We start from the raw sequence: 17375 nt of genomic DNA, 5'->3' as shown, positions 1-17375 counted from the left end.
TAGGCTGCAATCAATATTTTTCAAAGGTGCCCGCCATGCCTTGGCTGCAAGTACGTCTCGCCATCAGCCCAGAACAAGCCGAAACCTACGAAGACGCTTTCCTTGAAGTGGGCGCCGTGTCGGTGACCTTCATGGACGCCGAAGATCAGCCGATCTTCGAGCCGGAACTCAATACCACGCCGTTGTGGTCGCACACCCATCTGCTGGCCCTGTTCGAGGGCGGCACCGAAGCCGGCCCGGTACTGGCTCACCTGGAGTTGCTGACCGGCAGCCCGCTGCCCGAGCATCACAGCGAAATCATCGAAGATCAGGACTGGGAACGCAGCTGGATGGACGGTTTCCAGCCGATGCGTTTCGGCCAGCGCCTGTGGATCGTCCCGAGCTGGCACGCCGCTCCTGAGCCTGACGCCGTGAACCTGCTGCTGGACCCGGGTCTGGCGTTCGGTACCGGCACCCACCCGACTACCGCTCTGTGCCTGGAATGGCTGGACGGCCAGGACCTGAAAGATTGCAACGTGCTCGATTTCGGCTGCGGCTCAGGGATTCTGGCAATTGCCGCCCTGTTGCTGGGCGCCAAGGAAGCCGTCGGCACCGACATCGACGTACAGGCGCTGGAAGCCTCCCGCGACAACGCCGGGCGCAACAATATCGCCGAAGAACTGTTCCCGCTGTACCTGCCGGAAGACTTGCCGCCAGTTCAGGCTGACGTGCTGGTCGCCAATATTCTTGCCGGCCCGCTGGTGTCTCTGGCACCGCAATTGTCCAGCTTGGTCAAGCCGGGTGGTCGCCTGGCCCTGTCGGGCATCCTCGCCGAGCAAGGTGAGGACATCGCAGCCGCCTATGCCAAGGACTTCGATCTGGATCCGATCGCCAATCGCGATGGCTGGGTGCGCATTACCGGCCGTCGGCGCTAGAATGAGCACCTGCACAGACCGGATCGCCGCATGACCGACAGCTTCGTCACCCAGTGCCCGCATTGCCAAACCAGCTTCCGCGTCAGCCATGCTCAGTTGAGCGTGGCCCGCGGGGTCGTTCGGTGTGGCTCATGCCTGCAGGTATTCAATGCCGCCAAGCAATTGCTTGAGCAGGCCGGCAAAGATCCTGTCGCGCCGGTCACTCCGGTCACTGTCGAAACACCGGGACCGTCAGAACCCAGGGCCATCAGCCAAAAGCAGTGGACCGCCGCCGAACTGGACCTGGACAGTCTCGACCTCGACGAAGAACTCGCCCGGCTCGAACAGCGGGAAATCCAGCCCACCACCGAATTCAACCGCCATCGCGAAGACACGCTCAGCGCCCACCGTGATAACACCGAAACGGAAGAACCCTGGTCCGACAGCCTGTTCAGCGAGTCCGCTGCCGATCGCGCCCTGGTCGATGAAGACGATCTGCCGGAGCTGGAACTCGAACCGAGCAAACCCTCGCGCACCGAACCTTCGCTGTCCCTGGAACCCGTCGAAGCCGACGACGAAGCACAGCCGCCACAACTGCGCTTGCATGACCCGCTCGACGCACCGACTCATCACGAACGCCTTTCGGCAACGGCAACCGATGAGATCGACGATAACCTGCCGTCTATCGAGCCACTGCGCAAACGACGCGAACGCAGTGAGCCCGGCGTGCGCGCCGAGGTGCTGCAGGACCTGACTGACGATCCGCTGCAACTCGACTGGCAAAAACGCCGCTCGCCGTGGGGGCGCCGGCTCTTCTGGCTGCTACTGATCTTGCTCGGTGCCGGAGCCCTCGTCGGCCAGTACGTCGCGTATCACTTCGATGAACTGGCGCGCCAGGACCAATACCGTCCGTGGTTCCAGCAACTGTGCCCGCAAATCGGTTGCACCGTGCCATCCAAAGTCGACATCGCGAAAATCAAAAGCAGCAACCTGGTGGTCCGCAGCCATCCGGAATTCAACGGTGCTCTGGTCGTCGATGCGATCATCTACAACCGCGCCCCCTTCTCCCAGCCGTTCCCCTTGCTGGAACTGCGTTTTGCCGATCTCAACGGCCACCTGATCGCCAGCCGTCGCTTCAAGCCCGGCGAGTACCTCAACGGCGACCTCGAAGGCATGGTCGAAATGCCACCGCAAACGCCGATCCACATCGCGCTGGACATTCTCGATCCAGGCGCCAAAGCAGTGAACTACAGCCTGAGCTTCCACTCACCCGAGTGAAACGGTTCACTGATTGCCAATTGACGACAGCTTTCCGACTTTGCCTGCGCGGACCAAACCGCTGGCGATAACAGAATAACTGTTCAGATTTTGTTCAATTCAGCCTTTATCCAGTCATCGAGAGCGGGTATCATGCCAACCCTTTTTCGAACTCTCATGATCCGGCCCCACAACAGGGAAGTCCTATGTCGGCGGTACGCATCGGTCCATACACATTACACAACGGCTTGATTCTCGCCCCGATGGCGGGCGTCACCGACCAACCCTTTCGTCAGCTGTGCAAGCGATTGGGCGCGGGGCTAGTAGTCTCGGAAATGGTCACCAGCGACATGAGTTTGTGGAACACCCGCAAGTCGCGGATGCGCATGATTCACGAAGGTGATCCCGAGCCACGCTCGGTACAGATCGCCGGTGGTGACGCGCAGATGCTGGCGGATGCGGCCCGGGCCAACGTCGAACTGGGCGCACAGATTATTGATATCAACATGGGCTGCCCGGCCAAGAAGGTCTGCAACAAGGCTGCCGGTTCCGCACTGTTGAAAGATGAAGCATTGGTCACCGAGATCCTGCAAGCCGTCGTGGCTGCGGTTGATGTGCCGGTGACCCTGAAGATCCGTACCGGCTGGGACCGGGACAACAAGAACGGCCTGACCGTGGCGAAGATCGCCGAGCAGGCAGGCATTACGGCGTTGGCGGTCCATGGCCGCACCCGTGCCGATTTGTACACCGGTGAAGCCGAGTACGACACCATCGCCGCGATCAAGCAGGCGGTGTCGATGCCGGTCTTCGCCAATGGCGATATTGATTCGCCGGAAAAGGCCCGATACGTGCTCGACGCGACCGGTGTCGACGGCCTGTTGATTGGCCGGGCTGCCCAGGGGCGGCCATGGATTTTTCGCGAGATCGACCATTTCCTGCGTACCGGCGAGAAACTCCCGGCGCTGGAATTGATCGAGGTGGAACGCATTCTGCTAGAGCATCTGGCTGCGCTGCACGTCTTCTATGGAGACGTGATGGGCGTACGCATTGCTCGAAAGCATGTGGGCTGGTATCTCGCAACCTTGCCGGGCGCCAGGGAGTTTCGCGCCCACTTCAATCGTTTGGAAGATACGGAAGCACAATGCGCCAACGTTCAGGGCTTCTTCGCTGAACGTTACAAGAGCCTGACAGGGGACGGAGAGGGGGTGGCCGCATGACGATGATGACCGAGACTTTAGTGAGTGGAACTGCACCCGTGAGCGACAACGTAAATTTGAAACAGCACCTCAATACCCCGAGCGAAGAGGGTCAGACCCTTCGTGGGAGTGTCGAGAAGGCGCTGCACAATTATTTCGCCCACCTTGAGGGCGCTGCCGTCACGGATGTGTACAACCTGGTGCTCTCCGAAGTCGAGGCTCCCCTGCTCGAGTGCGTGATGAACTACGTCAAGGGCAACCAGACCAAGGCCAGCGAGATGCTCGGACTCAACCGAGGCACGCTGCGCAAGAAACTCAAGCAGTACGATTTGCTGTAAGCATTCAATCAAACCAGAAAGGCGCCCGCGTAAAACCGGTCGCCTTTTTTGCTGACTCCTTTGCTTTTGATGGAAATTGAAATGACCGACCAGACTACCCGCCTGCCGATCCGCCGCGCCTTGATCAGCGTTTCCGACAAGACCGGGATCCTTGAATTCGCCAAAGAACTTGAAGCCCTGGGCGTCGAGATCCTCTCCACCGGCGGGACGTTCAAGTTGCTGCAGGACAACGGCGTTGCCGCAGTGGAAGTCGCGGATTACACCGGTTTTGCCGAAATGATGGACGGTCGGGTCAAGACCCTGCACCCGAAAATCCACGGTGGGATCCTCGGTCGTCGCGGTATCGACGATGCCATCATGAACGAGCACGGCATCAAGCCGATCGACCTGGTAGCCGTCAACCTCTACCCGTTCGAAGCCACCATCACCAAGCCAGGCTGCGACCTGCCGACCGCGATCGAGAACATCGACATCGGCGGCCCGACCATGGTCCGTTCCGCCGCTAAAAACCACAAAGACGTGGCCATCGTGGTTAACGCCGGCGACTACGGCACCGTTTTGGAAAGCCTCAAGGCCGGCGGCCTGACCTACGCTCAGCGTTTCGACCTGATGCTCAAGGCCTTCGAGCACACCGCCGCCTACGACGGCATGATCGCCAACTACATGGGCACCGTGAACCAGGCTGCTGAGACCCTCAGCACAGAAGGCCGCAGCGAATTCCCACGCACCTTCAACAGCCAGTTCATCAAGGCCCAGGAAATGCGCTACGGCGAGAACCCGCACCAGAGCGCGGCATTCTACGTGGAAGCCAAGCCTGCCGAAGTCGGCATCGCCACCGCGACCCAACTGCAGGGCAAAGAGCTGTCGTACAACAACGTGGCCGACACCGACGCCGCGCTGGAGTGCGTGAAAAGCTTCGTCAAACCAGCCTGCGTCATCGTCAAGCACGCCAACCCATGCGGCGTGGCCGTGAGCCCGGACGCTGAAGGCGGTATCCGTCAGGCCTACGAACTGGCCTACGCCACCGACACCGAATCCGCGTTCGGCGGAATCATCGCCTTCAACCGCGAGCTGGATGCTGAAACCGCCAAGGCGATCGTCGAGCGTCAGTTCGTCGAAGTGATCATCGCCCCAAGCGTCAGCGCAGAAGCCCGGGCCATCGTCGCCGCCAAAGCCAACGTACGCCTGCTGGCCTGCGGCGAGTGGTCGGCTGACCGTGCCGCTGCCTGGGACTACAAGCGTGTGAACGGTGGCCTGCTGGTACAGAGCCGCGATATCGGCATGATCGGCGCCGATGACCTGAAAGTCGTGACCAAACGTGCACCGACCGAACAGGAAATCCACGACCTGATCTTCGCCTGGAAAGTCGCCAAGTACGTCAAGTCCAACGCCATCGTCTACGCCAAGAACCGCCAGACCATCGGTGTCGGCGCAGGCCAGATGAGCCGCGTGAACTCGGCGCGTATTGCCGCGATCAAGGCTGAACACGCTGGCCTGCAAGTGCAGGGTGCGGTCATGGCATCCGATGCATTCTTCCCGTTCCGCGATGGCATCGACAACGCGGCCAAGGTCGGTATCACTGCGGTGATCCAGCCAGGCGGCTCGATGCGCGACAACGAAGTGATTGCAGCGGCAGACGAAGCGGGCATCGCCATGGTCTTCACCGGCATGCGCCACTTCCGTCACTGATAGACCGCTCCCCCTGTAGGAGCTGTCGAGTGCAACGAGGCTGCGATCTTTTGATCTGGTTTTTTCAAAGCAAAATCAAAAGATCGCAGCCTCGTTGCACTCGACAGCTCCTACAAGGACCCACAGATTCTTGAGGTTTTTGAAATGAATGTTTTGATCATTGGCAGCGGTGGCCGTGAACACGCCCTGGCCTGGAAAGTGGCTCAGGATCCGCGCGTGCAGAAAGTGTTTGTCGCCCCGGGCAACGCCGGTACCGCCATCGAAGCCAAGTGCGAAAACGTCGCCATCGACGTGCTGGCACTCGAACAGCTTGCAGACTTTGCCGAGAAAAACGTCTCCCTGACCATCGTTGGCCCGGAAGTGCCACTGGTTGCCGGCGTTGTCGATCTGTTCCGCTCCCGAGGCCTGGATTGCTTCGGCCCGACCGCAGGTGCCGCCCAGCTGGAAGGTTCGAAGGCTTTCACCAAGGACTTCCTGGCTCGCCACAAGATTCCGACCGCCGACTACCAGAACTTCACCGAGATCGAGCCAGCCCTGGCTTATCTGCGTGAAAAAGGCGCACCGATCGTGATCAAGGCGGATGGCCTGGCCGCCGGTAAAGGCGTGATTGTTGCCATGACCCTGACTGAAGCCGAAGACGCCGTGCGCGACATGCTCGCTGGCAACGCTTTCGGCGACGCAGGTTCCCGCGTCGTGATCGAAGAGTTCCTGGACGGCGAAGAAGCCAGCTTCATCGTCATGGTCGACGGCAAGAACGTACTGCCTATGGCCACCAGCCAGGACCACAAACGCGTGGGTGACGGCGACACCGGTCCGAACACCGGCGGCATGGGTGCTTACTCCCCGGCGCCAGTAGTGACCAGCGAAGTGCACAAGCGCGTGATGGACCTGGTGATCTGGCCGACCGTGCGCGGCATGGCCGAAGAAGGCAACGTCTACACGGGTTTCCTGTACGCCGGCCTGATGATCGACAAGGCTGGTAACCCAAAAGTCATCGAATTCAACTGCCGTTTCGGCGACCCTGAGACCCAACCGGTCATGCTGCGTTTGCAGTCGAGCCTGGTGCTGCTGGTCGAAGCCGCTTTGGCGCAGGCGCTGGACAAGGTCGAAGCACAATGGGATCCACGTCCGAGCGTCGGTATCGTGCTGGCCGCCGGCGGCTATCCTGGTGACTATGCCAAGGGCGTAGCCATCAACGGTCTGGATGCAGCCGCAACACTGGAAGGCAAAGTCTTCCACGCCGGCACTGCACTCAACGACGGTCAAGTCGTGACGGCCGGTGGCCGGGTACTCTGCGCCACGGCCATGGGCGCCAGCGTCGATGCGGCTCAACAGCAGGCTTACAAGCTGGCAGCAAAAATTGATTGGGAAGGTTGTTTCTATCGCAAGGACATTGGCTACCGCGCCATTGCCCGCGAACGTGGCGAAAATCAGGAATAAGCTACCCTTTCTGCCAGGCAAGGGCTTCGTGCCCTTGCCTGACTATTCCGCCGCCGCGCATAGTTATATTCTGGCATCAACCTACGAAGGGATTTCGCCGTGCGCTGGCTCAGGATTGCCATAGGTTTCACCGTCACTCTGCTGACCTTGCTCTGCATGCTCCCGGCTCAAGCCGCGCAAGGCAGTGGTTGGGCCGTATTGCTCGACGAACAGGGCGACCTGCAACTGAGCGACATCCGTTCCGCCCGCTATACCAATCAATTCAGCCCCATCGAACTCGACCGCCTCACCGCCGCCGAGCCCGATGGCGCGCTCTGGCTACGCTTTCGGCTCGCGCCCGGCAAGCATGAGCAATTGCTGCGCGTATTCGCGCCCGACCTGCTGCATTTCAACATGTACGTGCTGGACGGCGACAAGCTGATCGAGCAATCGAAGACAGGTAACGAACAGCCCCAGGCTGAACGGCCACTGCCCAGCAGTGATCTGATGCTGCCGCTGCCGCAAAGCGACAAGCCGCTCGACGTTTACCTGCGACTGGTCTCCGAACACCAGTTACGCCCCTATATCACCTTGCAATCGGCGGTCCTGACCGCAGCCAATCAGAACCAGACACTGATTTACGGCCTGCTGCTCGGCTGTATTGGCATGCTGATCCTGCACAACCTCATTCGCTACGCCTACACCCGCTCGCGCAGCTCCGTCTGGCTGGCGGCCTCCGAAGGGTGCCTGATGCTCAGCCTGGTGCTGCTGCTGAACCTGGCGGGACCCTGGCTTCCGAACTGGCAATGGGTGCAGACGCCAGGCGCCTATCTCGCCTTGTTGATGACGGCGCCCTGCGGCCTGATGTTTGCCTTGCGCTTTTTCGTGCCCCTGGGCCAGCACCCGCTGAACAAACTGATCGTAAGCGAAATCCTGTTGATCATGATCTGCGGCCTGCTGCTGCTGTTCGTCAACACGCTGCCGCTGAATATCATCACCTACGCAATGGTTGCCCTGGCAGGCTTGACCATGTTGTTCGTCAGCGCTTTTCACTGGCAGAAAGGCTATCGCCCGGCGCGGTTGTTCGTGGCCGCCATGGTGGTTTTCAACCTCGGCATCCTGATCATCCTCCCCGCCCTGCTGGGTCTGACACTGATCGAACCCCATGGCCTGATCACCACCCTGCTGGCGTTCATTTGTATCAGCGGCCTGCTGATGAGCATTGCACTGAGCGAGCGTCAGCGCAGCATCACTGAAGATCGTTTCAGCATCAGCCGCGACCTCGCGGCCAGCAACGCCGAGATTAACGCCAAAGCCGAATTCCTGGCGAAGATCAGCCATGAAATCCGCACTCCGATGAACGGCGTGCTGGGCATGACCGAGTTGCTGCTGGGCACGCCGCTCTCGGTCAAACAGCGCGACTATGTGCAGACCATCCACAGCGCCGGCAACGAACTGCTGACGTTGATCAACGAAATTCTCGACATCTCCAAACTCGAATCCGGGCAGATCGAACTCGACGATGTGCAGTTCGATCTCAACGCATTGATAGAAGACTGCTTGAGCATCTTCCGCGCCAAGGCCGAACAACAGAACGTCGAGTTGATCAGTTTCATCCAGCCGCAAGTGCCGCGAGTCATCAGCGGCGACCCGACACGACTGCGCCAGACGCTGTTGAGCCTGGTGGAAAATGCGCTGAAGAAAACCGATGAAGGCGAAATCCTGATCGTCGTCGCACTCGACGAACGCAGCGCCAAACCGCGCCTGCGCATCGCCGTGCAGGACAGTGGCGAACCCATGGACGCTGAGGAGCGCGACGCGCTGATGCACGCGGAACTGCACAGCAAGCACTTCCTTTCGGCCAACCGCCTGGGCGGCAATCTGGGGCTGGTAATCGCCCGCCAGTTGATTCGTTTGATGCAAGGCGAATTCGGCATCAAGAGTGGCAACAATCAGGGCAGCACCTTATGGCTGACTTTGCCGCTGGACCCTGATCGCCTTGAACACCCGACCTCCGACCTCGATGGCCCGCTGCAGGGCGCTCGGGTATTGGTGGTGGACGATAACGACACCTGCCGCAAAGTGCTGGTGCAGCAGTGCAGTGCCTGGGGCCTGAACGTCAGTGCCGTAGCGTCCGGCAAGGAAGCCTTGGCGCTGCTGCGCACCAAGGCCCACTTGCGTGACTATTTCGACGTGGTCCTGCTGGACCAGAACATGCCCGGCATGACCGGCATGCAACTGGCCGCCAAGATCAAGGAAGACCCAAGCCTGAACCACGACATCCTGCTGATCATGCTGACCGGTATCAGCAATGCGCCCAGCAAGATCATCGCGCGCAACTCCGGGATCAAACGCATCCTCGCCAAACCTGTGGCCGGCTACACACTCAAAACCACCCTGGCCGACGAGCTGACCCAACGCAACAAGGGCCTCGCCGTGATGCAACAGCCGTTGTCCGGGCCGACCCTGCCAGTGAAAGTGCCGAGCGATTTCCGCATTCTGGTGGCCGAAGACAACAGCATCTCGACCAAGGTTATCCGCGGCATGCTGGGCAAACTCAACTTGCAACCGGACACCGCCAGCAACGGCGAAGAAGCCTTGCAGGCGATGAAGGCCCAGCGTTATGACCTGGTGTTGATGGACTGCGAAATGCCGATCCTCGACGGTTTCTCGGCGACTCAGCAACTGCGCGCCTGGGAAGTCGGCAACCAGCGGATTCGCACCCCCGTGGTCGCGTTGACCGCGCACATCCTCGCCGAGCACAAGGAGCGCGCGCGCCAGGCCGGCATGGATGGGCACATGGCCAAACCGGTCGAACTGTCGCAGCTGCGTGAACTGATCGAACACTGGGTCGCCCAGCGCGATCAGCAGAACCGCGCGGCGTCACCAACGTCCTGAGCCGACAGACTCCGCAACGCCTGATAGACTCCCCTCGACTTCCCTCGCCAGTGAGCCTGCACCATGCTCCACGTGTTGTTCAGCGTTTACCTGAAGATGCTGGTGCTCTACAGCCCGTTCTTCGTGTTGTCCTGCTTTATCAGCCTGACCCGCGGTTATTCGCGCAAGGAACAACGTCGTCTGGCCTGGAAAGTGGCGATCGCCACGCTGGTCTCCAGCGTCTTGCTGTACCTGTTCGGACGAGTGATTTTCAGCGTCTTCGGGATCACCGTGGACGCCTTCCGCATCGGTGCCGGCAGCGTGCTGTTTATCTCGGCACTGGGCATGGCCCAGGGTAAGTCGGCGGTGCAGACCGACAACGTACAGCAGGACGTGACCATCGTCCCGCTGACGATCCCGTTGACCGTCGGCCCCGGCACCATCGGTGCCTTGCTGGTGATGGGCATAAGCCAGCCGCACTGGGACGACAAGTTCACCGCGATTCTCAGCATTGCCCTGGCCAGTTTCACGGTCGGCGTGGTGCTTTATCTGTCCAACCACATCGAGCGCATTCTCGGCGATCAGGGTTTGCAGATCGTCAGCCGGTTGATGGGGTTGTTCGTGTGCGCGCTGGCCGCGCAGATTATTTTCACCGGGGTGAAGGGGTATCTGGTGCCGTAACGGCACAGACACCCCAAATGCCAGCTCACACTATCCGTTCAACTGAATGATCCTTTCCTGACGCCGATTCCCCAACAAGGAAATAACGGTCGCTCGGGAAAGGTCGTAGTCTTCCGGCTCCAGGTTCACTCGGTATCCACTGACCGATACATTGGCGAGCACTTTTTCAGGCAGGAATCGATAAGCCGAAAGATCGCCAACGATAGCCTCGTCATATGCGAAGGCTATCGTTGCAACGGTCAAAGTCGTGCCCGCCGACATCACGCCAAACTGAAACCGTACCTGCCTGTCCTGTTGCAAGGCATGTTTTCGCAGCACATCCTTCGCCGGTGAAGACAACCGTTGCAGACAGGTATTCAGAAATTTGACCCCTGCCGCCGGTAGCCACTGGCGCAACACCTGTTGTGCCAACTCACTGAGATCAAAACTGCCAGGCAATGGCACGGGAAGGCTGACGTATGGATCGCTGAACAGCATGCCGCCCAAGGTCCTCATCGCCATCTTGTTGGCGTGGACCCAAGAGTCGTGTTCATCAGCATTCGGGAATTGATGGCTGGCCACTGTCTGCGCGTAAAGCAGTGCATCCAGACCGTCCTGCCTTTCAGGTGCGGACAACTCATCGGCCACCAACATCAACGCGCCGGAGCATATGAAAGTTTCGTAGTTCAAACCTTTGCTCATGACTGTCGTCCTTGTGAAAAGTCAGAGGCTCGCACCTCTGACTTTCATGATGCTCAGGCTGCGCCGAACTCGTAGCTGATCGCCTTTTGGCGTTGCTCGGCCAAGGCCTTCACGATCAACGGCTCGACCATCAAGTAGTCTTCTTCATCAATGTGCATGGTGGCTGCGCCGTTGTAGATTTCGACATTAGAGCTGCTCCATTCCACGAACAGCACTTTGGTCGGTTGGGCGCTGGTAAAGTACTGAACCGCCGCGATTGCCATGGTGATGTCGCCATCAGCTCCTTCCAGGGCACTCGACATACAGAAATTGCCGCCCTCGGCTTTCTTGGAATTGCGCTCGAACAGTTTCAACGCCTCGGGCTCGTTTTTCAGCGCATTCATGGTCGCATCCGCCACGCTGGACAGTACTTTCAAGGCCGCCGCTCCTTTGCTGACAGCGGCAGTCACTGCCGTATGAAGAACGCCGAGGGCAAGATTATCCATGCTCAACTTCTGCGAAGTTGCCTGATAGCGGTTATACGGTGAACTAAAAGCAAACCATCCCGCGAGTTTCATCAGCCTCATGAACTCTTCGTAACGCTGTTCTCTTTGTTTTGGCGCAGGGTATTTAAGCAAGGCAACCAGATCTGCGTACATATAGGTGTTTTTTACAATACGCTTGCTTCGTTTGGACATGCTGCTATCGAAACCGGCGATGCCGCTCCCCATGATGGCAGCATTCAGCTCGTCCTTGTCGATAGGCAACTGTGCAGCGGAAAAGCCTGTAAACGATCGGGCGATGGGCTGCTGAGCGAGAAACGTGTTGTTCTCTTCGAATAACGCGATGCGGTCAGCAACAGATACTTCCTGAACATTAAACTTGGTCATTACATTGATTCCTTTCAAATTAACTAAGCGCCATCGTGGCGCAAGAGCAAACTAACGCCCAAACCAAAGTCAATCAAACAACAAGGAATTCAATTAATTTCAGAAGCAAAAAAAGTTCGCCATTTTCAAGCTGCAAAGGACAATTCAGACAAATGAAAACGGCCCCGAAGGGCCGTCATCAATCACGCGTTGGGTTTATCGCCATACCAGCGTGGCGTGTACACCCAATCGCCACCTCCGGACCGCGGGAACACACAAGTCGTGGATGAGCCGATCAACACCATGGTGCGCATATCGACCTGGTCAGGCGTCAATTGCCCGAGGGTCGTGACCCGCAAGGTCTGCCCCGGCCGACCGATATCCCGCCCGAGTACAACAGCGGTGTCAGGTGTGCGGTGACGGGAAACGATGTCCAGCGCCTGCCCCAATTGCCACGGGCGCGAGCGCGAGATCGGGTTGTAGAACGCCAGGGCCAGGTCAGCCTGGGCCGCCAGGTCCAGACGTTTCTCGATGATCGACCACGGTTTGAGGTTGTCCGACAGCGACAGCACGCAGAAGTCATGGCCCAACGGCGCACCGGCCTGGGCCGCCGTCGCCAGCGAGGCGGACACACCCGGAAGGATTTCAAGATCGACGTTGTGCCATGCGGCATCGGTGGACTCATGAAGCGCTTCCAGCACCGCCGCCGCCATGGCAAAAACACCGGGGTCACCGGAAGAAACCACCACCACCGAGCGCCCTTGGGCCGCCAGTTCGAAGGCGTGGCGGGCGCGCTGCATTTCCTCACGATTGTCGGTGCAATGCAGTACCTGGTCTGCGCGGAACGGCCCGGCCATCCGCACGTAGGTTTCGTAACCCAGTACATCATTGGCCCGAGCCAGCTCCGCCTTGACCGCCGGCACCATCAGCTCGGCAGCGCCGGGCCCCAGGCCGATCACGGCCAGACGCCCGCGAGGACGGCCGATCTGCAACGGGTCCAGCGGCTGCTCGGCGAGTGCAATGGCAATCGCGTCATCACCAACGATGGAAACTGACTGCCCGATAGCCTGGCGCGCCAACGCGCTGGCCACACCAACAGCGCTGACAAAACGCAATGGCACACCCAATTCGAGCGCTGCTTCGCGCAACGTGGCACTGGCCATTTCGGTATCAGCGGCCAACAAGCACGCCACCGATTGCACGGCGATTTTGGCCTGATGCAGCGCCTCGCGAATGGCCCCCGGCCTATCCGCCACGTCGCCTGTCACGGCAACCAGCACATTGCGCGGATAGATCAGCAATTCGTTAGCGGCCGGCGCGCGCTCGGCATGGCCGACATGCACCGTCAGCCGTGCCTGCTGATCTTCAGGCAACTGCGCCTGCGCCAACCACGGTGCCGAACCTTCGATGCGTACCGTTTCCCCCGCCAGCAAATCGGAAACGAAACGCTTGCCCAACGCCAGATCGCCCAAGGTATATCCGCTGGGAGGGTTGAGCAGGCAGGTGCCGAAACGCAGTTCGCCACTGGTGGTGATAGCCGCCGCGACGTCGAGATGGGCCGCAATTTCACGCGCCAAAACGTTCACGCCGCCCAAGCCTCCAAGCAGCGGCACTACCGCGCTGCCGTCTTCGGCAACCGCCAGCACCGGCGGCTCGACGCCTTTCTCCAGCAGCAACGGCGCGAGTGTGCGAATGACAATTCCGGCCGCGCACAAGGCGATGATCGGCGTGTCCTGTTGATAAAGCTCACGCAGGGTCGCACCGAACTCGCGGTAGACGCGGTCCGCACCGTCGACCCGTTCGGCCAGGCCGTGGATCAGCGCTCCGGGGTAGAGCTGCTGAATGCTGCGCGCGGTCGCGAGGCTGCCATTGCCGAGAATGACAATCGCCGGAACTGGACGAGTCATCAGCCTTGCCACCTTTCACCGGGAACGATGATCAGCGAGAAGTACGGCGAGGACATCGGCTCGACTTCATCCAGCGGGACGATTTTCTGATTGGCCATGGTCGCGCGCTCGACGTACAGCGCCCGCTCGGCCAGACCAAGTTCTTCCAGCACCTGACGCACCTTAGGAAAGTTACGCCCCAGCTTCATGATCACCGCAGCATCGGCATCGGCCAGGCGGCGCTTGAGTTCGTCGAGGGGCAACACACCGGACAACACCGACAGGCTCTGATTGCGATACACCAGTGGCGCACCGAGCACCGAAGCACCGCCGAGCATCGAGCAGACGCCGGGCACGACTTCAGCCTCATAGCGCTCGGAGAGGCGGTCGTGCAAGTACATATAGGAGCCGTAGAAGAACGGATCACCTTCGCAGATCACCGCCACATCACGGCCCGCATCCAGGTGCGCGGCCAGTTGCTCACCAGCGGCATCGTAGAAATCGCTGATCACCTGCTCGTAGGACAGCGGCGCCGGCAGTGCCTCGGTGGTCACCGGGTACACCAATGGCAACAACGTTTGTGCATCCTGTAAATGCGCTTCGATGATGCCGAAGGCGTTGCCCTTTTTACCCTTGGCGACGAAGTACGCCACCACCGGCGACTCGCGCAGCAGGCGCAGGGCTTTGACGGTAATCAGTTCCGGATCACCAGGGCCGACGCCAAGGCCGATCAAACGTCCAGGTTGCTGCATTATTCGATCTCCGTGGCGAGGGCATTGACGGCGGCGGCGGCCATGGCGCTACCACCCAGCCGACCTTGCATGATGACGAAAGGCACGCCGCGACTGTCTGCGGCGAGCATTGCCTTGGATTCGGCGGCACCGACGAAGCCCACCGGGAAGCCAAGGATCAGCGCCGGTTTCGGCGCGCCGGCGTCGATCATTTCCAGAAGGTAAAACAACGCGGTCGGCGCATTGCCGATTACCACCACGCTGCCTTCCAGGTGCGGACGCCACAGCTCCAGCGCGGCGGCGGAACGGGTGTTGCCCAATTCACGGGCCAGTTCAGGAACGCTGTCGTCGCGCAGGGTGCAAATGACCTGATTGTTCGCCGGCAACCGCGCGCGGGTCACGCCTTCGGACACCATCCGCGCATCACACAGGATCGGCGCACCGGCGGCCAGCGCATCGCGCCCGGCCTTGCCCGCGCCTTCGGAAAACTGCAAACCGTCGATGGCGTCGACCATGCCACAGGCGTGGATCACGCGAACCGCGAGTTTTTCCAGATCGGCCGGGATTCGCGCAAGGTTGGCCTCGGCGCGAATGATCGCGAAGGAGTTGCGATAGATCTCCTGACCGTCGCGGATGTAATCAAGCATCAAGGGGGCTCCGTGAGCGGGCGTCGAGCAAGGCTGCGACCGCTTCAATAGTAAGTTTGCGTGCGTGCAGCGCGCCGAAACCCGGCTGCGCTGCATCGCGAAAATAGAGGTCGTAATGACCGGGAGAAACGGCCAGCAGCGTCACCGGCGCAGTATGTGCGGCGGCGCACGAGCGCGAGCAGCCGGACAGATGCACATTCAGCACCTGTCCGTGGCGTTGCAGCAACGCGGCCAATTGCCGGGCATCGCCCTTGGTGTCGGCCAGGCCTTTGCCGCAACCCGCTGAACCGGTGCAGGCGATCAATCGCGACAGCGGCTGACCGGCGTTGCATAACAGGCCCAATTGCTCCAGCCGTTGAACAACTTCAGCGGCGTGCGCTTGGCAGACATTGGGCAACAACAGGTTTTGCCAAGGGGTGAATCGCAGGCTCGCGTCGCCAAACGCTTGCGCCAGTTGCGCAGCGCCCCGAAGCATTGTGGGGTCAAGCCGTCCCAGCGGTGGCACGGTGCCAATGTAGACCCGCCCAGCTTCAGCCTGGGGGTGAACGCCAATGTGCAGAACGTCTGCACCCGAGGTGCGCCGCCAGCCTGTAATGGCTTGAACCGGCAAACGCTCGGCCAGTCGCGCCAGCAATTCTTCGGTCGACTGTTCGGCCAGCAAATGACGCATCCGCGTTTGCTCGGGACGCGCCAGATCGAGGAACAACTCAAGCACAGCTACCACAAGATCGTGGCCATGTTGCAGCGCCACCGAACCCGCTGGCGCATCCGTTGGGCACCCCGCCAGTCCGAACGCCCAGCCTCGTGCGCCGTCGCGCTCGAAAGCCGAGAGCCACAGGTCATGGGGATGTTCAAGCATCGCCAGGGCTTCGCCGCCATCCAGTTGCACGGCGAACTTGGCGCTGAGGTCATGGAAATGTTCGTGTCGCTGCACGGTGGCCAGGATCTGCTCCGCCAGCGGGCGAGTGTCGAACAGCATCTGCCGATCGATCCCGGCGCTCGGGCTGAGCATCAGGTTGCGTACGTCATCGCCCGCCGCACTTTGCGGCCCCAGCCCCGCCTCCAGCAAACCGTCGATCAATGCCGTTTGTTCGCCGCCGATGCCACGTATCTGCAGGTTGGCGCGATTGGTCGCTTCGATGGCTCCGCTGGCGAAACGCTCGGCTGCGTTCGCCACCGCCATGGCCTGAACGGCGCTGATCGAGCCGCCGGTCAATTTGATACGGCAGATACCGCCATCCAGCGCCGGGACAATACGCAGCAACCCCGGACAGGCCGAGGGGCGTAAGGCGATGGACATCGGGCGTTGGTTCAAAGGTGACCCGTTCAGGTGGCGAAGCGATTGGCGGCAAAAGTGCGCGGTATTATGCCTGCTTTGCTTCACGGCATGAAAAGACTCCGGTCGGATTGCCAGCGCCCGATTGCCGTTACAGCGTCAACTCAATCTCCGTCAGGCGCATTTCCTTCACTGCCGCTTCCAGCTTTTCGCGGTACTTGCTCATTTCCCGCGTTTTGATCGCGAACCGCCGTACCCGAATATCCAGTTGCGACCGGGGATGCTCGACATCCCAGAACAGCAATCTGGAGCTCCAGTTCAAACTGAGCAAGCGGACATTGGTGATCAGCATCTCCAGCTCGCCAGCACGGCTGTACTCTGCTGGCAGAAAGCGAAAGTCGCCGGATTGCTGGGCTCTGGCAGTCAACAAATCGAGCGCCGAACGATCATGTTCAAGAACGCCGAAGGTTTCTTTGATCAACCTCAATTTCGCCCGGCTCACTTGCGTCGACAAGGCCTTCGACCAACTGTCCACCAGGTTGCCAGTGTAGTTGTTGTCGATAACCACCACGGGCTGGTGTTCCAGGCTCCAGCCGACAGACCAGAGCATGCCCGAGTAGAACTCGAACCATTGAGCCGGCTCGCGTTTACGGTCATGTCGAAGGTCGGCGCGACTCTCCGCCCAGCGCATGCTGTTCTTGATGTACTGCTTATCTTCCCTGGACAGCCCGGGGAAAAACGCCAACAGATTGTTTTCGAGTACCGAAGCACTGTTTTGCAGCGGCGATTCAAGACCGCGCTGCGAGTCATTCAAAATTGAATCCATGATTGATGTCCTGCCTTCCTGGCATTTGTTTGTTGATCCTGCCGTTTTCGTGGCAGGTGAAACCACCCTAACAATTAAGCACCGCCAGCTAAAAAAACATCCTCGACATTTGATGTCCGCTGTCTCCCCG

General features: G+C 60.1%; 15 protein-coding genes. 8 read left to right on the top strand and 7 right to left on the bottom strand.

Annotated elements, in window-relative coordinates:
- Nucleotides 1–35 precede the first annotated feature (35 nt).
- The 8 genes from prmA to KUF73_RS24790 all read left to right on the top strand — a co-directional run bounded on the left by prmA (nucleotide 36) and on the right by KUF73_RS24790 (nucleotide 10350).
- The gene (gene prmA / locus KUF73_RS24825) at nucleotides 36–914 is read left to right on the top strand and encodes a 50S ribosomal protein L11 methyltransferase (RefSeq protein ID WP_218440641.1); all 879 of its coding nucleotides are present in this window, start codon (nucleotides 36–38) and stop codon (nucleotides 912–914) included.
- 30 nt (nucleotides 915–944) lie between these two features.
- Complete coding sequence (locus KUF73_RS24820) at nucleotides 945–2171, top strand: DUF3426 domain-containing protein (RefSeq protein ID WP_218440640.1); 1227 nt, start codon at nucleotides 945–947, stop codon at nucleotides 2169–2171.
- A gap of 185 nt (nucleotides 2172–2356) precedes the next feature.
- The gene (gene dusB / locus KUF73_RS24815; protein WP_218440639.1) at nucleotides 2357–3367 is read left to right on the top strand and encodes a tRNA dihydrouridine synthase DusB; all 1011 of its coding nucleotides are present in this window, start codon (nucleotides 2357–2359) and stop codon (nucleotides 3365–3367) included.
- Nucleotides 3364–3684 (top strand): DNA-binding transcriptional regulator Fis, encoded by a 321-nt coding sequence (gene fis, locus KUF73_RS24810; RefSeq protein WP_046819701.1) that lies wholly within the window; start codon nucleotides 3364–3366, stop codon nucleotides 3682–3684. Before dusB ends, fis begins: the two co-directional genes overlap by 4 nt.
- Before the next feature lie 81 nt (nucleotides 3685–3765).
- Nucleotides 3766–5373 (top strand): bifunctional phosphoribosylaminoimidazolecarboxamide formyltransferase/IMP cyclohydrolase, encoded by a 1608-nt coding sequence (gene purH / locus KUF73_RS24805; RefSeq protein ID WP_218440638.1) that lies wholly within the window; start codon nucleotides 3766–3768, stop codon nucleotides 5371–5373.
- Nucleotides 5374–5517: 144 nt separating this feature from the next.
- Nucleotides 5518–6813, top strand: a complete 1296-nt coding sequence (gene purD / locus KUF73_RS24800) for a phosphoribosylamine--glycine ligase (RefSeq protein ID WP_218440637.1) — start codon at nucleotides 5518–5520, stop codon at nucleotides 6811–6813.
- A gap of 99 nt (nucleotides 6814–6912) precedes the next feature.
- A complete protein-coding gene (locus tag KUF73_RS24795) occupies nucleotides 6913–9690 on the top strand; it encodes a hybrid sensor histidine kinase/response regulator (RefSeq protein ID WP_218440636.1) in 2778 nt (925 codons plus the stop codon).
- A gap of 63 nt (nucleotides 9691–9753) precedes the next feature.
- Nucleotides 9754–10350: a MarC family protein gene (locus tag KUF73_RS24790; protein WP_218440635.1), complete on the top strand. Its 597-nt coding sequence runs from the start codon at nucleotides 9754–9756 to the stop codon at nucleotides 10348–10350.
- A 30-nt stretch (nucleotides 10351–10380) separates the two neighbouring features.
- On the opposite strand, the gene KUF73_RS24785 is transcribed toward KUF73_RS24790, so the two are convergent.
- The 7 genes from KUF73_RS24785 to KUF73_RS24755 all read right to left on the bottom strand — a co-directional run bounded on the left by KUF73_RS24785 (nucleotide 10381) and on the right by KUF73_RS24755 (nucleotide 17245).
- Nucleotides 10381–11031, bottom strand: coding sequence for a hypothetical protein (locus tag KUF73_RS24785; RefSeq protein ID WP_218440634.1), 651 nt, complete (start codon nucleotides 11029–11031; stop codon nucleotides 10381–10383).
- Nucleotides 11032–11084: 53 nt separating this feature from the next.
- Entirely contained in the window at nucleotides 11085–11900 is an 816-nt protein-coding gene (locus KUF73_RS24780) for a hypothetical protein (RefSeq protein WP_218440633.1), read from the bottom strand.
- A 182-nt stretch (nucleotides 11901–12082) separates the two neighbouring features.
- Nucleotides 12083–13786 (bottom strand): precorrin-3B C(17)-methyltransferase, encoded by a 1704-nt coding sequence (gene cobJ / locus KUF73_RS24775; protein WP_218440632.1) that lies wholly within the window; start codon nucleotides 13784–13786, stop codon nucleotides 12083–12085.
- Nucleotides 13786–14517 carry a precorrin-2 C(20)-methyltransferase gene (locus KUF73_RS24770; RefSeq protein ID WP_218440631.1) on the bottom strand — a complete coding sequence of 244 codons (732 nt, stop codon included), beginning with the start codon at nucleotides 14515–14517 and terminating at the stop codon, nucleotides 13786–13788. Before KUF73_RS24770 ends, cobJ begins: the two co-directional genes overlap by 1 nt.
- On the bottom strand, nucleotides 14517–15143 hold the full coding sequence (locus tag KUF73_RS24765; protein WP_218440630.1) for a precorrin-8X methylmutase: 627 nt from the start codon (nucleotides 15141–15143) through the stop codon (nucleotides 14517–14519). Before KUF73_RS24765 ends, KUF73_RS24770 begins: the two co-directional genes overlap by 1 nt.
- Nucleotides 15136–16443 carry a precorrin-3B synthase gene (gene cobG / locus KUF73_RS24760; RefSeq protein WP_218440629.1) on the bottom strand — a complete coding sequence of 436 codons (1308 nt, stop codon included), beginning with the start codon at nucleotides 16441–16443 and terminating at the stop codon, nucleotides 15136–15138. The genes KUF73_RS24765 and cobG overlap by 8 nt, the downstream gene beginning before the upstream one ends.
- A 127-nt stretch (nucleotides 16444–16570) precedes the next feature.
- On the bottom strand, nucleotides 16571–17245 hold the full coding sequence (locus tag KUF73_RS24755; RefSeq protein WP_218440628.1) for a hypothetical protein: 675 nt from the start codon (nucleotides 17243–17245) through the stop codon (nucleotides 16571–16573).
- Nucleotides 17246–17375: the final 130 nt, after the last annotated feature.

Source organism: Pseudomonas sp. PD9R (genome assembly GCF_019200975.1).
GTDB lineage: Bacteria > Pseudomonadota > Gammaproteobacteria > Pseudomonadales > Pseudomonadaceae > Aquipseudomonas.
This window is presented reverse-complemented; position numbering and strand designations above follow the sequence as displayed.

Excerpts from the sequence above, each read along its gene's own strand:
- KUF73_RS24770 (WP_218440631.1), bottom strand. The coding sequence starts at position 14,517 with ATGCAGCAACCTGGACGTTTGATCGGCCTTGGCGTCGGCCCTGGTGAT.
- KUF73_RS24765 (WP_218440630.1), bottom strand. The coding sequence starts at position 15,143 with ATGCTTGATTACATCCGCGACGGTCAGGAGATCTATCGCAACTCCTTC.
- KUF73_RS24755 (WP_218440628.1), bottom strand. The coding sequence starts at position 17,245 with ATGGATTCAATTTTGAATGACTCGCAGCGCGGTCTTGAATCGCCGCTG.
- cobJ (WP_218440632.1), bottom strand. The coding sequence starts at position 13,786 with ATGACTCGTCCAGTTCCGGCGATTGTCATTCTCGGCAATGGCAGCCTC.
- purD (WP_218440637.1), top strand. The coding sequence starts at position 5,518 with ATGAATGTTTTGATCATTGGCAGCGGTGGCCGTGAACACGCCCTGGCC.
- cobG (WP_218440629.1), bottom strand. The coding sequence starts at position 16,443 with ATGTCCATCGCCTTACGCCCCTCGGCCTGTCCGGGGTTGCTGCGTATT.
- KUF73_RS24790 (WP_218440635.1), top strand. The coding sequence starts at position 9,754 with ATGCTCCACGTGTTGTTCAGCGTTTACCTGAAGATGCTGGTGCTCTAC.
- KUF73_RS24780 (WP_218440633.1), bottom strand. The coding sequence starts at position 11,900 with ATGACCAAGTTTAATGTTCAGGAAGTATCTGTTGCTGACCGCATCGCG.
- dusB (WP_218440639.1), top strand. The coding sequence starts at position 2,357 with ATGTCGGCGGTACGCATCGGTCCATACACATTACACAACGGCTTGATT.
- KUF73_RS24785 (WP_218440634.1), bottom strand. The coding sequence starts at position 11,031 with ATGAGCAAAGGTTTGAACTACGAAACTTTCATATGCTCCGGCGCGTTG.
- prmA (WP_218440641.1), top strand. The coding sequence starts at position 36 with ATGCCTTGGCTGCAAGTACGTCTCGCCATCAGCCCAGAACAAGCCGAA.
- purH (WP_218440638.1), top strand. The coding sequence starts at position 3,766 with ATGACCGACCAGACTACCCGCCTGCCGATCCGCCGCGCCTTGATCAGC.
- fis (WP_046819701.1), top strand. The coding sequence starts at position 3,364 with ATGACGATGATGACCGAGACTTTAGTGAGTGGAACTGCACCCGTGAGC.
- KUF73_RS24820 (WP_218440640.1), top strand. The coding sequence starts at position 945 with ATGACCGACAGCTTCGTCACCCAGTGCCCGCATTGCCAAACCAGCTTC.